Annotated in this window: 10 protein-coding genes and 1 pseudogene; 4 read left to right on the top strand and 7 right to left on the bottom strand. The window is 65.4% G+C overall.

Annotated features, from left to right (window positions below; translation table 11 throughout):
- Positions 1 to 34: 34 nt before the first annotated feature.
- The 3 genes from FFI87_RS25395 (at position 35) to FFI87_RS25385 (ending at position 10347) form a co-directional block, all read left to right on the top strand.
- On the top strand, positions 35 to 8662 hold the full coding sequence (locus FFI87_RS25395) for a GH36-type glycosyl hydrolase domain-containing protein (protein WP_138848605.1): 8628 nt from the start codon (positions 35 to 37) through the stop codon (positions 8660 to 8662).
- Between the two features lie 181 nt (positions 8663 to 8843).
- Positions 8844 to 9062 carry a glycine zipper 2TM domain-containing protein gene (locus FFI87_RS25390; RefSeq protein WP_012365720.1) on the top strand — a complete coding sequence of 73 codons (219 nt, stop codon included), beginning with the start codon at positions 8844 to 8846 and terminating at the stop codon, positions 9060 to 9062.
- A gap of 103 nt (positions 9063 to 9165) precedes the next feature.
- On the top strand, positions 9166 to 10347 hold the full coding sequence (locus FFI87_RS25385; RefSeq protein ID WP_012365721.1) for a fatty acid desaturase: 1182 nt from the start codon (positions 9166 to 9168) through the stop codon (positions 10345 to 10347).
- A 64-nt stretch (positions 10348 to 10411) separates the two neighbouring features.
- On the opposite strand, the gene FFI87_RS25380 is transcribed toward FFI87_RS25385, so the two are convergent.
- Both FFI87_RS25380 and FFI87_RS25375 read right to left on the bottom strand, forming a co-directional pair.
- Positions 10412 to 10591, bottom strand: coding sequence for a hypothetical protein (locus tag FFI87_RS25380; protein ID WP_138848606.1), 180 nt, complete (start codon positions 10589 to 10591; stop codon positions 10412 to 10414).
- 58 nt (positions 10592 to 10649) lie between these two features.
- On the bottom strand, positions 10650 to 10922 hold the full coding sequence (locus FFI87_RS25375; protein ID WP_012365723.1) for a hypothetical protein: 273 nt from the start codon (positions 10920 to 10922) through the stop codon (positions 10650 to 10652).
- 536 nt (positions 10923 to 11458) lie between these two features.
- On the opposite strand from FFI87_RS25375, the gene FFI87_RS25365 reads away from it, so the two are divergent.
- The gene (locus FFI87_RS25365; protein ID WP_012365725.1) at positions 11459 to 11794 is read left to right on the top strand and encodes a hypothetical protein; all 336 of its coding nucleotides are present in this window, start codon (positions 11459 to 11461) and stop codon (positions 11792 to 11794) included.
- Between the two features lie 112 nt (positions 11795 to 11906).
- Here FFI87_RS25365 and FFI87_RS25360 read toward each other — a convergent pair whose 3' ends face one another.
- From FFI87_RS25360 to FFI87_RS25340, 5 genes and pseudogenes are all read right to left on the bottom strand, one after another.
- A complete protein-coding gene (locus FFI87_RS25360) occupies positions 11907 to 12083 on the bottom strand; it encodes a CsbD family protein (RefSeq protein WP_012365726.1) in 177 nt (58 codons plus the stop codon).
- Positions 12084 to 12295: 212 nt separating this feature from the next.
- Positions 12296 to 12475 carry a hypothetical protein gene (locus FFI87_RS25355; RefSeq protein WP_006755260.1) on the bottom strand — a complete coding sequence of 60 codons (180 nt, stop codon included), beginning with the start codon at positions 12473 to 12475 and terminating at the stop codon, positions 12296 to 12298.
- 391 nt (positions 12476 to 12866) lie between these two features.
- Positions 12867 to 14108, bottom strand: coding sequence for a cation:proton antiporter (locus tag FFI87_RS25350; RefSeq protein ID WP_261378653.1), 1242 nt, complete (start codon positions 14106 to 14108; stop codon positions 12867 to 12869).
- Positions 13990 to 14452: pseudogene (locus tag FFI87_RS34980) on the bottom strand (transposase). The gene FFI87_RS25350 and the pseudogene FFI87_RS34980 overlap by 119 nt, the downstream one beginning before the upstream one ends.
- Positions 14453 to 14647: 195 nt before the next feature.
- Entirely contained in the window at positions 14648 to 15367 is a 720-nt protein-coding gene (locus FFI87_RS25340; RefSeq protein ID WP_012365728.1) for a Crp/Fnr family transcriptional regulator, read from the bottom strand.
- Positions 15368 to 15919 lie beyond the last annotated feature (552 nt).

Here is a 15919-nt window from a genome sequence, read left to right as displayed (position 1 = left end):
GGGCGGATGGAGTGGTCATTCGGGAGAAAGTGCGTTGAAGATTCACGTTGCGCGTGTTTCGCGACGCCGGACATCGCCATGGAGCAATGCACGCCCGATTCGCGAGGAGTTCTTCGGCGAGGAGCGGCTGGCGCAGCTTGCGGGCAGCCTGGCTCGCGGGCAGAAGGTGCTGCCCGCCGGGGCCTCTGGCCCGTCGCTCGCCACACGGCTGAAGGACAACGCCGATCATCTGCTGACGGCGTACCGGAACACGGTAGCGGCGGACGCCCGCGGCGAGGAAATCACCCCGGCGGCGGAGTGGCTGCTCGACAACTACTATCTCGTCGGGGAGCAGGTGCGGCAGATCCGTGACGATCTTTCCCCGCGCTATTACCGGCAACTGCCCAAGCTCGGCAACGGCCCGTTTGCGGGATATCCGCGCGTGTTCGAGATTAACTGGTCATTCGTCGCGCATACCGACAGCCGTTTCGATCCCGACGCGCTATGCCGTTTCATGCTTGCGTATCAGGCCGTGGAACCGCTGACGATCGGCGAACTGTGGGCGGTGGCGATCACGTTGCGGATCGTGCTGATCGAAAACCTGCGGCGGCTCGCGGATCAGATCATCGACGACCGGCGCGCGCGGCTCGACGCCGACGCGCTCGCGGATCGCCTGCTCGGCGAACGCGGGCAGGCACGGGAGGAGACGGAGCCGCTCGTCGCCCGTTATGAGCAGGCCGTATTGCACGATGCATTCGCCGTACAGTTGATTCAGCGGCTGCACGATCACGATCCGGCCATGGCACCGGTATTGGCATGGCTACATCGGCACCTCGCGGCGCGCGGCGCGACGCCGGATCAGATCGTCGCGTCCGTCAACCACCAGCAGGGCGCAGCCAGCCTGACGGTACGCAACGTGATCACCAGCATGCGGCTGATTTCGGAGGTGGACTGGACCGATTTGTTCGAGCGCATCAGCCTCGTCGATCAGGTGCTGCGCAGCCACCCGGGCTTCGCGGAAATGGATTTCCCCACGCGCAACCTGTATCGCGATGCGGTTGAAACGCTTGCGCGCGGCGCGCCCGTCAGCGAACGGGAGATCGCGCGCCGCGTCGTCGCCGCTGCGGCGGCGCAGGGCGCGAACCGCGCGTCGGCCGCCGGCGCGGCGCCGGGTCGCGAGACTGACCCCGGTTACTACCTGCTGGCGGAAGGGCGCGCCGCACTTGAAGCGGAGATCGGCTATCGGCCGCCCGTTGCGCTATGGTTGCGGCGCCTGACACGTCACGCAGGTCTCGGCGGTTATCTCGGCCGTATCGGGCTGATTGTCGCGCTGCTGCTGGCGGGCATGTTGGTGTGGCTCGCGCGCGTCGAACCGCCCGGCCACTGGCTGATCTGGCTCGGCCTCGCCGGCCTGCTGCCCGTGCTCGATGCTGCCGTCGCGCTCGTCAATCGCAGCGTGATGCGCGATGTCGGCGCGAAGATCCTGCCCGGGCTCGCCTTGCTCGACGGTATTCCGCCGGGCCTGCGCACGATGGTCGCCGTGCCGGTGCTGCTGACGACGGAAGCGGCGCTCGGCGAGCAGATCGAGCAACTGGAAATTCATCACCTGGCGAGCCCCGATGGTGCGCTTTACTTCGCATTGCTCTCCGACTGGATGGACGCGCCCACGCCGCACGCCGACAGCGACGACGAGCTGCTGGCATCCGCGGCGGCGGGTATCGACCGCTTGAATCACCGTTATCCGGCGGCGCTGGGCGAAGGCGAGCGCTTCCTGCTGCTGCACCGCAAGCGCGTGTGGAACGACGGCGAACGATGCTGGATGGGCTGGGAGCGCAAGCGCGGCAAACTGCACGAGCTGAACCGATTGTTGCGCGGTGCATCGGACACGACGTTCATCTCGCATGCAGGCGGGCCGCCGCGCGTGCCGTCTGACGTGCGCTACGTGATCACGCTCGATGCCGATACGCGGCTGCTGCGCGATACCGTGCGCCGCCTGATCGGCAAGATGGCGCACCCGCTCAACCGGCCGATATTCGATTCGGCGAGCCGGCGCATAGTCGAAGGCTACGGCGTCCTTCAGCCGCGTGTCACGTCGTCCCTCGCGAGCGGCGACGAGGGGTCGCTGTTCCAGCGTGTGTCGTCGAGCGCGCACGGCATCGATCCTTACGTATCGGCCGTATCGGATGTCTATCAGGATCTGTTCGACGAAGGCTCCTATGCGGGTAAGGGCATCTACGACGTCGATGCGTTCGAGGCGGTGCTCGCCGGCCGCGTGCCGGAGAACACGGTGCTCAGTCACGATCTGTTCGAAGGTATTTTCGCGCGGGCCGGGCTGGCGTCGGATGTCGAGGTCGTCGAGGCGTCGCCGTCCCGCTACGACGTCGCGGCGGGACGCCTGCACCGATGGGCACGCGGGGACTGGCAGCTTCTGCCGTGGTTGATTTTTGGCCACGAACCGCTGACGGCGGTTGGCCGCTGGAAGATGCTGGACAACCTGCGCCGTACACTCACTGCGCCCGCCATGCTGGTCGCGCTGCTGGCCGGATGGATGCTGCCGCTGCGCGTGTCGTTTGCCTGGAGCGCGTTCGTGCTGGTGACGATCGCGCTGCCGTTCCTGTTGCCCGTCTTGAGCGGGCTGGTGCCGCGCTGGCGGCGCACGCACGTCAAGATGACCACGCGCAGCGTGCTCCATGCGTGGTCGGAGGAGCTGCAGTTCGCGTTGACGCGGTTCGGCCTGTCGGTCGTCATGCTGCCGCAGCAGGCATGGTCGATGGGCGACGCGATCGCGCGCACGCTGTTTCGCGTGGGGATCAGCCGTCGCCACCTGCTCGAATGGACCACGGCGGCCGAAGCCGGCGCGCGCGACCGGCGGACTCTGACGCTCACCTATCTGCAAATGCGCGGCGGCGTGACGCTCGCGCTGCTTGCCGCGGTCACCAGCATGCTGGTGGGCTGGCGCTTCGATCGTCATGCGGGCTGGCTGGCCGCTCCGTTCGCGCTGGTCTGGCTCGCGGCGCCCGCGATCGCCTACTGGCTGAGTCGCGCGCCGCGGCCGGCGGGCGAGCTGGCGGTGGCTCCGCACGGTGCGCGCCAGCTACGGCGCGACGCGCGCCGGACCTGGCGCTATTTCGAGACTTTCGTGACGGCCGACGATCAGATGCTGCCGCTGGACAATTTCCAGGAGGACCCGAAGCCCGTCGACGCGCACCGGACTTCGCCCACCAATATCGGGCTGTACCTGTTGTCCGCCGTCAGCGCCCGCGAGTTCGGCTGGCTTGGCACGCTGGACGCGGTGTCGCGGCTGGAGGCGACTCTCGCGACGATGCGGCTGATGTCGCGCTATCGTGGCCATTTCTACAACTGGTACGCCACGCGCGACCTGCGGCCTCTCGAGCCGCGGTATGTGTCGTCGGTCGACAGCGGCAATCTCGCCGGGCACCTGATCGCGCTCGGCAATGGTTGCCGAGCGTGGGCGAAGCAGCCCGCTGGCGTGGGACGACAGGCCGCGCATGAAGGGATCGGCGATACCCTGGCGCTGTTGTGCAAGGCCGTGTGCCGAGATGGCGACGCCCGGACGGCCTTGCACGGCGAGTTCGAGCGGGCCGCGACCGAGCTGGAGGAGACGCTCGCCGCGCCGGCCGGGGAGGGCGCTGCACCGGAATGGCCCGCGATCACGATCCTCGCCGCGACGGTCGCCGATGTCGCGCGGGCGCTGATGGACGAGATCGGCCGGGTGCGGGGCGACGACGTCGACGACGTGCTGTTCTGGGCGCAGGCGCTGGAGCACGTGGTGCAAGGGCATTGCCGTGACGCGACGCGCACGCCGGACGAAGCGGACGTGCTGAACAAGCGTCTTCAGGTGTTGGCCGATTCCGCGTTGCAGATGGCCTATGCGATGGAGTTCGGCTTTCTGCTCGACCCGGTGCGGAACCTGCTCTCGATCGGCTACGCCGTGGCCGACGGGCAGCTCGATCCGGGCAACTACGACCTGCTGGCGTCGGAGGCTCGCCTGGCGAGTTTCGTCGCGATCGCGAAAGGGGATGTCCCGGCGCGCCACTGGTTCCGGCTAGGCCGCCTGGCGACGCCGATCGGGCATGGCGCGGCGCTGATCTCGTGGTCGGGATCGATGTTCGAATACCTGATGCCGTCGCTCGTGATGCGCGCGCCGGACAGCAGCCTGCTCGCGCGTACCAATCACCTGGTGGTGCGACGGCAGATCGCCTATGGCGACGGGCTGCGGCTGCCGTGGGGCATGTCCGAGTCGGCGTACAACACGCGCGACATCGAGCTGACCTATCAGTATTCGAGCTTCGGCGTGCCGGAGTTGGGGCTCAAGCGCGATCTCGACCAGAACCTGGTGGTCGCGCCCTATGCGACCGCGCTCGCGGCGATGGTCGCGCCGGACGCCGCCGCGCGCAACTTCGAGCGGTTGCGCGCGGCCGGCGCGTGCGGACGCTTCGGCTTCTACGAAGCGCTTGACTACACGCCCGCGCGCGTGCCGGAAGGCATGCCGGTTGCCATCGTGCGGGCGTTCATGGCGCATCACCAGGGCATGTCGATCGTGTCGATCGCCAATGCGTTGCTGGGCGGGCGCATTCGCACCTTCTTCCATGCGGAACCGGCCGTTCGCGCCACCGAGCTGCTGTTGCAGGAGCGGGTGCCGGGCCGGGTCGCGGCAGGGCGGCCGCGGGTCGACGCACGCCCCGCCGGCAGGATGCATGGGATCGATGCCGGCGTCGCGCGGCGCCTGCTGTCCGCGAACGATCCCGCTCCCGTCACGCATCTGCTGTCCAACGGCCGCTATGCGGTGATGCTCACGGCCGCGGGGTCCGGCTACAGCCGTCGCGACGATCTGGCCGTTACGCGCTGGCGGGAGGACGCGACGCGCGACGATTGGGGCAGCTATCTGTATCTGCGAGACGCGGAGAACGGCGACGTCTGGTCGGCCACGTGGCAGCCCACCGGCGTGGTACCGGACAGCTACGAGGTGACGTTCACCGAGGATCGCGCCGAGTTCGTGCGTCGCGACGGCACCTTGACGACGTCGGTCGAGGTGGTGGTGTCAGCCGAGGACGACGCAGAGGTGCGTCGGGTGTCGGTGGCCAATACGGGCACCCGGCCGCGCATGATCGAATTCACGTCGTACGCGGAAATCGTGCTCGCGCCCGCCACCGCCGATCACGCGCATCCCGCATTCTCGAAACTGTTCATCGAGACCGAGTACATGCCGGCGTCCGGCGCAATTCTGGCGACGCGCCGCAAGCGCGCGCCGAGCGAGGCGGAAGTTTGGGCCGCTCATCTGGCGGTGACTGCCGGCGAAATCGTCGGCGCGGAAGAATTCGATACCGATCGCCTGCGTGTCATCGGACGCGGACGCAGCGTTCGCCTGCCGCTTGCGCTGACCGAACGGCGTGCGCTGAGTACTTCCGAAGGCGCGGTGCTGGACGCGGTGTTCACGTTGCGGCATCGGCTGCGCATCGAGCCGGGCGCGAAGGCGAGCATCGTCTACTGGACCATCGTCGCGGATTCGCGCGCGCAGCTGCTCGATCTGGTCGACAAGCATCGCGACGGCGAATCGTTCGCGCGTGCGGCGATGCTCGCGTGGACCCAGGCGCAGGTGCAACTGCGGCACAGCGCGGTGAGCCTCGACGAGGCCGCGTTGTTCCAGCAGCTGGCCGGATACATGCTCTACAGCGATGCGTCGATGCGGCCGGGCTCCGCCGCACTGCTGCGCCATGCGGCGGCGGTATCAGCGGCGGGCGGAATGGGCGCGTCGCCGTTATGGACGCATGGCGTATCGGGGGATCTGCCGATACTGCTTGTCCGGATCGACGACATCGAGCACATCGCCATGGTACGGCAGTTGATTCGCGCGCACGAGTACTGGCGGATGAAGCGGCTCGAGGTCGATCTGGTCATTATCAACGAGCGCGCGGCGTCGTATGTGCAGGATTTGCAGGTGGCGCTCGAGGGGCTGGTGCGGCCCCGGCAGCCGCCTGGCGAAGCCGGACGCGGCAGTATTTTCGTCCTGCGCGAGGACCTGATGGCGGTGGCGGCGCGCGCATTGTTTCCGGCCGTTGCGCGGGCCGTGCTCGCCGCGCGCAACGGCCGGCTGGTGGACCAGTTGCGGCGCCTCGCGGGTTCGCCGCTGCCCGCGCGCCCGGATGCCGCGCGCGCGCCGCTGCCGCCCCCCGTGATCCCGCCGCCGAAAGGCGCACCGGCCGGCGAGCGTCTCGAATACTTCAACGGCATCGGCGGTTTCGCGCACGGCGGGCGCGAATACGTCGTGATCCTGCAGCCCGGCCAATGCACGCCGATGCCGTGGGTCAACGTCGTCGCGAATCCGTCGTGCGGCTTCCTGACGTCGGCGGAGGGGGGCGGCTATACCTGGGTGACGAACAGCCGCGAGCATCCGCTGACGCCGTGGTCAAACGACCCGGTTACCGATCCGCCGAGCGAAGTGTTCTACATCCGCGACGACGAGACTGGCGTGCGCTGGGGGCCGCAGGCGGGTTCGATCGGCGACGACGCGCCGAGCGCGACCGCTTTCGTGGCGAGTCATGGCCAGGGCTACAGCCGGTTTGCGCATTCCGCGGCCGATGTCGCCGTCGAGTTGCTGCAGTTCGTGCCGCTGGCCGATCCTGTCAAGATTTCCCGCCTGAGTCTGCGCAACCTGTCGGACCGGCCCCGCCGGCTGTCCGTCGCAATCTATGCGGAGTGGGCGCTGGGTGCGCCGCGCAGCGCCTCGGCGCCGCACACCGCGAGCGAGATCGATCCGCCCACCGGCGCGCTGTTTGCCCGCAACGACTGGAGTCAGGTGTATCGCGGCAGAGTGGCGTTCGCCGATCTATGCGGCCTGCAAACCTCGTGGAGCGCGGACCGGCGCGAGTTCATCGGCCGCAATGGAGTCCTGAGCGATCCCGCCGGTTTTCCGGGCAAGACCGGCGCGTCGCCGTTGTCGGGCCGCGTCGGCGCCGGGCTCGACCCGTGTGCCGCGTTGCAGACCACGGTCGATCTCGAACCCGGCGGCAGCGTCGAAATCGTCTTGCTGCTCGGCGAAGGCGCCGATGCGCCGGCGGCACGGCAGTTGATCGTGCATTACCGTCAGGCCGATCTCGACGCGATATTCGCCGCCGTGACGGCGTTCTGGGACGAGACGCTCGGCGCCGTTCAGGTCGAAACGCCTGATCGTGCGATGGATCTGATGTTGAACCGCTGGCTGCTGTACCAGACGCTGTCGTGCCGGATCTGGGCGCGTGCGGGCTTTTATCAGGCGAGCGGCGCGTACGGTTTTCGCGACCAGCTGCAGGACGGCATGGCGCTCGCGGTCGCCCGCCCGGCCCTGACGCGCGAGCATCTGCTGCGGGCGGCGGCGCGCCAGTTTCCCGAGGGTGACATGCAGCACTGGTGGTTGCCCGAAAGCGGCAGCGGCGTACGCACGCGAATCTCCGACGACCGCGTCTGGCTCGCCCATGCGGTTGCGCACTACGTCGACGTCAGCGGCGACCGGACGATTCTCGATGTGTCGATTCCGTTCGTCGACGGGCGACCGCTGGCCGCCGACGAGCAGGATGCGTTCTTCATCCCGCGCATCTCGGAAACGAGCGCGTCGCTGTTCGAGCATTGCGTGCGTGGGCTGGAGTCCAGTCTCGCGCAGTTCGGCGAGCATGGCCTGCCGCTGATCGGCACGGGCGACTGGAACGACGGCATGAACCGGGTCGGCGAGGCCGGGCGGGGCGAAAGCGTCTGGCTCGGGTGGTTCCTGCATGCGACGCTCACGGCGTTCGCGCCGCTCGCCACGGCGCGGGGCTCGGGCGAACTGGCGGCGCGCTGGCTGACGCGCGCCGGCGCGTTGCGCGCTGCGCTCGCCGATGCGGGATGGGACGGCGAGTGGTATCGGCGCGGCTACTTCGACGACGGCACCCCGCTCGGCTCGGCGAGCAATGCCGAATGTTCGATCGACGCGATCGCGCAGTCGTGGAGCGTGCTGTCGCGCGCGGCGGACCCGATGCGCGCCGCACGGGCGATGGACGCACTGGAAGCGCAGTTGATCCGCCGCGACGATGGCCTGGCCTTGCTGTTTGCGCCTCCGTTCGATCATTCGCCGGTCGATCCCGGTTATATCAAGGGCTACCCGCCGGGCATCCGGGAAAACGGCGGCCAGTACACGCACGCGGCCACGTGGTCAGTGCTCGCGTTCGCGCAAATGGGCGACGGCGATCGCGCTGCGAATCTGTTCGCACTACTCAATCCGGTCAATCGGAGCCGCACGCGCAGCGGCGCGAATCGCTATCGGGTGGAGCCCTACGTGGTCGCCGCCGACGTTTATTCGGTGACGCCGCATGTCGGTCGGGGCGGCTGGACCTGGTACACCGGCTCGGCGGGTTGGCTGTATCGCGCGGGCGTCGAAGGCCTGCTCGGCCTGCGCAGGCAGGGCGACCTGCTGTCGATTCAACCGTGCATACCGCGATCCTGGCCGGGCTTCAGGGCAACGCTGCGTCACGGGGCGTCGCACTACGACATCGTCGTCGAGAATCCGGACGACGTCTGCGGCGGCGTGTCCCGCGTCGTCGTGGATGGCGTGCGGCTTGCCGCCGGCGAAGCAGCGGTACGGCTCGTGGACGACGGTCGGCGTCATGGCGTGGTCGTGACGCTGGGGGCCGCGCAGGCGGTGCTCCTGTGAAACGGCAGGCGGACGTGGAAGTCGGCAGGTTGGCATTCGGGCCGGTACGTTAGCGGACGGACTGTGCGCGATTTACCTCCCATCATGAACCGATGTTTCGAATTCCATCGAGACGTCAGCGCATGGACTTCCGTGCGTCGAGCCGGATCGGACGACGCAGCGGCAACCCGAGGAGATGATCATGAGAAAGCTACATTCCGTGGCGGTCGAGATGGCGATAGTCACCATGACGATGGTCGTGCTGACCGGTTGCGGCGGTATGTCTCGCCGCGGAACGGATACCGTGATCGGGGCAGGTGTCGGCGGCGTCGCCGGTGCGGTCCTGACGGGCGGCAGCGCATTGGGTACGGTTGGCGGCGCGGCCGTCGGCGGGGTTGTCGGCAATCAGGTCGGGAAATAGATCAGAAAACAGGCCGGCCGGATGAAGGGAAGGGAATCGGCAGGCGCACTCGCCGTCACGGCGAAGCGTGCACTATACGAGAATGGCTCGGAGTGTGACCGATATGTCGGCATTTCTTCTGAACGGTGAGCTGAGGCTGTCCTGGTGGCAGCTAGCGTGGGTCGTGCTCGCGCTCACGCATGTCACCATCATCGGCGTGACGGTGTACCTGCACCGCTGTCAGGCGCACCGCGCGTTGGATCTGCACCCGTGCGTCAGCCACTTCTTCCGGTTCTGGCTGTGGTTGACGACCGGTATGTTGACGCCGCAGTGGGTCGCGGTGCATCGCAAGCATCACGCGAAGAGCGAGACGCAGGAAGACCCGCATAGCCCGCGAATCCGCGGCCTCGCGACCGTGCTGCTTCGCGGCGCGGAACTGTACCGGGAGGAGGTGCGGAACGAGGAAACGCTGCGCCGGTATGGATTGGGTACGCCGGACGACTGGCTCGAACGCCACGTTTATGCCCGCTATCCGAACCTCGGCGTCGGGCTGCTGGCCGTGATTGACGTCGGGCTGTTCGGGCTGCCCGGCGTGGCGGCGTGGGCGATCCAGATGATGTGGATTCCGTTCTGGGCCGGCGGCGTGGTCAACGGTTGCGGCCACTTCAGCGGTTATCGGAATTTCGCGACGCTTGATGCGAGTACCAACCTTTTCCCGCTGGGCATCCTGATCGGCGGGGAAGAACTGCATAACAATCACCACGCATACGTGACGTCCGCCAGGCTGTCGAACCGCTGGTTCGAGTTCGACATCGGCTGGCTGTACATCCGCCTGCTGGCAGCATTGAGACTGGCGACCGTTCGGCGAGTCGCAACGAAGCCGCGCCCGCTGCCGAACAAGGCAGTGGTCGACGACGCAACGCTGCAAGCGATCATCCGCAATCGGCATGCGGTGATGGCCGCCTATGCGCGCATGCTCGAACCCGCCTGCCGGCGGGAACTGCGCCGCATCAAGGACATGAGCCGCGACGACAAGCGCGCGTTCGCGCTCGGCATGAAACGCTGGCTGCGCCAGGCGTGGGGCCATCGGGACAAGCCCGATCTGCGTGCGTTGACGAGCCCCAATGCGAACCGGCGAATACGCGTGTACGTGGATATGTACGAGGCGTTGCTCGAGCTATGGACGCGGTCACACGCATCGCACGAGCAATTGCTGGTTCAGTTGCAGGATTGGTGCCGTTGCGCGGAGCAGAGCGGCATCAAGGCGATCGCCGATTTCTCGATGCGTCTGCGCCTGTATGCGTGATCGTGACACGCCGGTGCTCTGCCATGCGGGACCGGCGTGCAACGGTTCGCGGAGCAAGCCCCGCTCATCTCGCCCGACTGTCGGGACGCAAATAACGCCACTTGCTCGCATTGGAATTGATGCCGGCATCTTGACGGATGCGCTTTTCGGACCGCTCGATGTCGGCGCGGACCAGATCGTTCCGCTGCTTTTGCCGGGTCGCGTCATCGCGCCGATCAATTGCGGGGCCTGAGTAGTATTTCATGAATCGCTCCTGAGTGAGGTGTGCCCGCCTCGCGAGGCGCCGGGATGCGGCGGACGGATCAGATCGCTGGGGGGGCGATCTTGCCGTCCACGATGTCCTTGCCGAATTGCATCGCCAGGTCGAGTGCGAGCGCCGCCGTTTGCGGAGCGCCATGTTCGAAAATGGTCGAGTAACGCGGTGCCGTTGCCGAGGTGGCCGGAATCGTATCGATGCGCACGATTGAAGCGAAACGCTTCGGGCCGGGGGCGTGGGGATCGCCGAACGGCGGGAAAAGCATTTGTGAATAGACGCGGAGTTCACGTCCGCGATATTCGAGAGTGGGGATGGTCATGATTTGCTCCTGACAGAGCAACCGTTGGCGCCGAAGGATTCAAGGGCGCCGATGCCTTGACAAAAAAAACGGCAGGTATCTTCAGTGTGCGCGCTTGACAATGGTTTCGCAATAAAAATATCGGAGGCCGAATCATATTTTCGATACGGATAAATCACCGGGTTGCGGTGCGGTTGCGGAAGAATTCGCTTCAAAATAGTCGATACCGTACAGACCAACGCGTGTCGTCCGGTTCACGATGAAATCAGCACCGAGGAGGCTGCCATGTGCATCCCACTTTCACCCGAGGTCGTCGAGACCCTCAAATCGCTTGATCGAATTCCGGATTCCCAAGCCGATATTCCACGTTCCATAGCCAATGAACTATTGACTCACGGGCTCGCATACGAGTCGCGCACCGGCGGCTCCATCAATATGACGTCAGCAGGCCGGATGTGGCTGAATCGGTGCGCCGATTATTAGGAAGCGCGCACGCATCGACCGGACGAGATGGGAGTTTTGTCGCGTACCACGCTCCATGGACAAGTGAGGCAATGATGAAAATCCAATCTACACGATGGTTTACGCTGAACCGGTATGCGCCTGTTCGCAACGGATGGTATGAAGTGCGACTGGTGAGCGGCGACACGGCATTTGCGAAGTTCGGCGACGGCGAATGGACCGAAAAGCCGATGCTCGCCTTTACGCGTTGGCGAGGCTTGCGCTCCGATCCGGACAAGTCGGGCGACCAGGAGACGATTGCCGCGGATGCGACCGTAGCGAAAGGTGTCCGAGACGTGTGGAACGCATTCTTTCCCGGCGTGGGAGACGAGCAGCACACACCACTTGCCGCCGCGCACAGCGATCACACCCGACACACTGCGGCATCGTGACGGCCGACTGGAAACGGAATTCGCCGGGTGCAGACGTGTGTTATCGGCACCCGGCGAGTCAACCGCAACTTGCACGATCGCGCGGCGCGTCGGAACGAGCCGCGCGCGCACCCTACGGTCGCTTCTTGAATTGCGCTCTCGCGTCACCGAATGAGGCTTGTGTCTTTCCGACGACCTGCTTGACCGTACCCTGCATTCTGGTCGTTCGATTCCCCAGGATCCTGCCGATCATTTCCTTCAGTTTGCCTTTTGCTTCATCGATGCGGCCTTTCACTTGATCCCTGTTCATCACATTGCTCCTTGGCAAGACCGCCTGTCTCACCGATACGAAACCACGAACCGATCGAAGCCTCGTATCGGGCGCGTTGGCGCACGACAACCAAGGCACCGCAACACATGCTGTGCGCCGTCTAGCCGCGAACTCGCTCGCCACGCTCCATTCGCGATATGACGGCTGAACACCGGTCGGCCTCGTGGAGGCCATAAGGCGCCTTGCATCGCTCATCTCGCCCGATTGTCGGGACGCGAATAACGCCACTTGGTCGCATTGGAATTGATGCCGGCATCCTGCCGGATGCGCTTTTCGGACCGCTCGATGTCGGCGCGGTCGAAATCTTCCCGCTGCTTCTGTCGGGTCGCCTGATCGCGTTGATCAAGTGGTGTGCCTAAATGATGTTTCATGGATCCTCCTGATTGGAGCGTACCGTGTATCGATATCGACCACTGCCGCAAATGTGTGCAGACACAGAATGGGCGAGAAAAAGGGGGGAGTCGGTACGATGCCGTGCAGTGGTGGTTGGCGTCGCTTCAAATCGTCATGCAGATGCTTTCCGGCGATGTCCGCCATGACCCGCGTGCGCCCGGTACTTTGCCGGCCAGACTCCGCGCCAGCGTTCGGCTACTTGGATATCGAAAGATTCGATGCACGTTCCGAACCGGGTGCATCGAGCACGTGTCCTGCATGAAGGAGCAGGGCGACTTGCGTCCCGGCCACCCGGCACTTGCGTGCCGGCGGCATCGCACTGGACCGCTCGACGCTGGCGCGCAGCGCACCACGGCGTCCGCCTGAGTCTTACGCATAGCGGCGCATAAGCGGCGTGGCCGAAATGCCGTGCAGCACGATCGACACGGCGATGATGGCCAGTACTTGCGGAACCAACGGCAACAGTTCCGCGCGCGGCCCTTGCTCGAGGGACAGCATCAGGTAATACAGGGAACCCACGCCACGGATGCCGAACCAGCCGATCAGCCGGCGCTGGTGGCGCGACGCTCGGGAACCGATCAGCGCAAGCCAGGTAGCGGTCGGCCGGATGACGAGCAGCAGTGACGCAACCACGGCCGCGCCTGTCCAGGTGAGCATATCGGCCCAATAGCGGGAGACGAGCGCGCCAATCAGCAGGATCAGCACGGCTTCGGCGATGTGTTCCAGCTCGATCGTGAATCCCATGACCGATTCAGCGACGAAGGCATGAGCTTTGTCGGGGTTGGTGGAGGTGGCTTCGACATCCTCGCTGTCCACGACGCCGACCGTCTCCTTCGACGTCTTCCGGCCGCTCGTGCGATGCTCGACGCGTCGCATCGCGACGCCCGCAGCGAACACGGCCAGGAACCCGTAGCCGTGAACGGCGAGCGCCGCGCCATATGACAGCATGATCAGGCCCAGCGCGAAAAACCCTTCGAGGCCGAGCGCCTGTCCGTGACGGCTGCGCAGAAATGCGACGAGCCGGGCGGTGGCCAAGCCAAGCAACCAGCCGACGCCCACACCGGAGGCGATACCCCATGCAACGCCGCCGACCATGTTCCAGTGAAGCGCCGACGTCGTGCTGGAATCGCACAATAGCAGGCCGAGCACCGCGCACGGATAGGCCGTGCCGTCGTTGATCCCGCCTTCGCCAGACAACGAAAAGCGCACCAGTTCGACATCACCCGCGTCGCGCACGCCGACGTCATGAGCGAGCACGGGATCCGTCGGCGCGATCATCGCACCCAGCAGCACCGCGACGCCGAGACTCAAATGCAGCACCAGCATGCCAAGCGCGGCGATCGACGCGACGGTGAAGATCATCGCGACGACGCCAAGCCGCAGCGGCAGCATCCAGCGGCGATCGGCGGGCGGGACACGCAGCCTCAGGCCGATCGCGAACAGCGAGATCAGCAAGCCGATTTCGGCAGCGATGCGCAAGCGCGTGACGTCATCAGGCAATGTCATCGCCAGGAAACCGATACCGGACGGCCCGACCAGAAAGCCGATGCCGAGATACACCATGGCCGCGCTCAGCGGCAAGCGCTTGAGCGACGATCCGACGAGTCCCATGAAAATCAGTAGGGCCCCGAAGATGAGGCATCCAATCGTTTCGGTCACTTTGAATGTCCTGCATGGATAACGTCGCGCTCGCCGCGCGTCGAGCGCAGGTCGCCATGCGGTGTCGTCGAGACTGCACGCGGGACGCGCGGGACGGCACACACAGGGATGGGCGTCGATGCCTCGCATTCGTCGCACGATATCGCGCTGGTCGTACCTGACCGCGTTGCGAGAGACCCCGCCGAGTCAACTTGTTGCGCCAACGATAGAACGTCTGTTCCGAGATGTTGTGGCGCTTGCACCGATCCTTCACCGGCTCGTCCCGGTTCTCGGCCTCCCGCAAAGTTGCGGATGATCTGCTCGTCGGATTTCGCGCCCGGCCCATCGAAAGCATTACCGGAAGTCGCCCCACATCAAGCACCGTTAGCGCAGGTTGCGCGGCGCGCATGTCGAAGGCAGGAAGGCAATCCGTCTCGTCGAGAGCGCGAACGTGTCGATGCCCCGGTTTCACTCCTTCGGGAGCGTCACGGACATCCGCGGTGCAGTGGCGGCTAGAGTCGCTTCAGATCGGGAAGCAGGCGATCGAATTCGCGTTTGACCACCCCATAGCATTCGCACACGCGCTTTTCGAGCCCAGGTCGGTCCAGCACCTCGATATGGCCGTAGTTGTAGCGGATGAGGCCTGCATCCTGCAGCTTCAATGCCGCTTCCGTCACGCCCGACCTGCGCACGCCCAGCATGTTGGCGATCAGCTCCTGCGTCATGCGCAACTGGTTCGAAGGCAGGCGGTCGAGGCTGAGCAGCAGCCAGCGGCAAAGTTGCTGGTCGATCGAGTGATGCCGGTTGCATACCGCAGTCTGAGCCATCTGCGTGATGAGCGCCTGGGTATAGCGCAACAACAGGCGTTGCATCGCATTGCCGCGCCGGAATTCTTCTTTCAGAATGCGCGCGTCGAGCCGGTAGGCCTGCCCCGCGCTTTGCACGACGGCGCGACTCGGCGTCGTTTCTCCGCCCATGAACAGCGACACGCCGATCATGCCCTCATGGCCGACGATCGCGATTTCAGCGGACGAGCCGTCCTCCATCACATAGAGCAACGAAACGATCGACGTGGTCGGAAAAAAGACGTGATGAAGCTGGCCGCCCGACTCGTACAGCACTTTTCCCAACGGCATGTCGACAAGGGTCAGGTGAGCGGCGAGGTGAGCGCATTCGTTTTCGGGCAGCGCGGCAAGCAGGTGATTTTCGGTAATGGGCGGGTTGTCCTGCATGCGAGGCTCCTGCGCGCGGCTGACGATGGTGAATCCGGCCGATATGGGCGCAGCGGAAATCGGCGGGACGAGACACCCATCATACTTTACCGATCCGACGACCGGACAGGATGGCGGCAATGCGTCCTTTTTTCGATGAGTTCGGAATGTCCGTTCGAATTCGAACCTACCTTCAAAAATTATAGTGTTGGCACATGTCTCATCAAGGTGCGCAAAATCACGCGCGCTCGATGCGGAACCGATATTTCATGGAGCGTTTGAAGGGAAATCGCGGTCGCCAGGCCTGGCCGGCATCGACCGCCGAACGGTGTGCCGCGATGACTCGGGTGCGTCGGTACTCGGCGTCCAAATGGGGAGGTAGGTCGAGATGGTGGATCTAATCGAAGTGCGCGACGGCGATTGGCCGACGGACGAGACGAACGTAGATAGATGACTACGCCGCTCGCCCGGCGCGTCTCGGCAAAAAGTCGAACTCGAAATGACGGGCATGAACGCGAACACGTAGCTTTTTCGATACGAACCGATAAAGAGTTCGCGATGGACGACCCCCGA

It is taken from the genome of Burkholderia sp. KBS0801, assembly GCF_005937855.2.
Classification (GTDB): domain Bacteria; phylum Pseudomonadota; class Gammaproteobacteria; order Burkholderiales; family Burkholderiaceae; genus Burkholderia; species Burkholderia ambifaria.
Note: the sequence above shows the minus strand (reverse complement) of the source record. Positions and strands in the feature narration are given on the sequence as shown.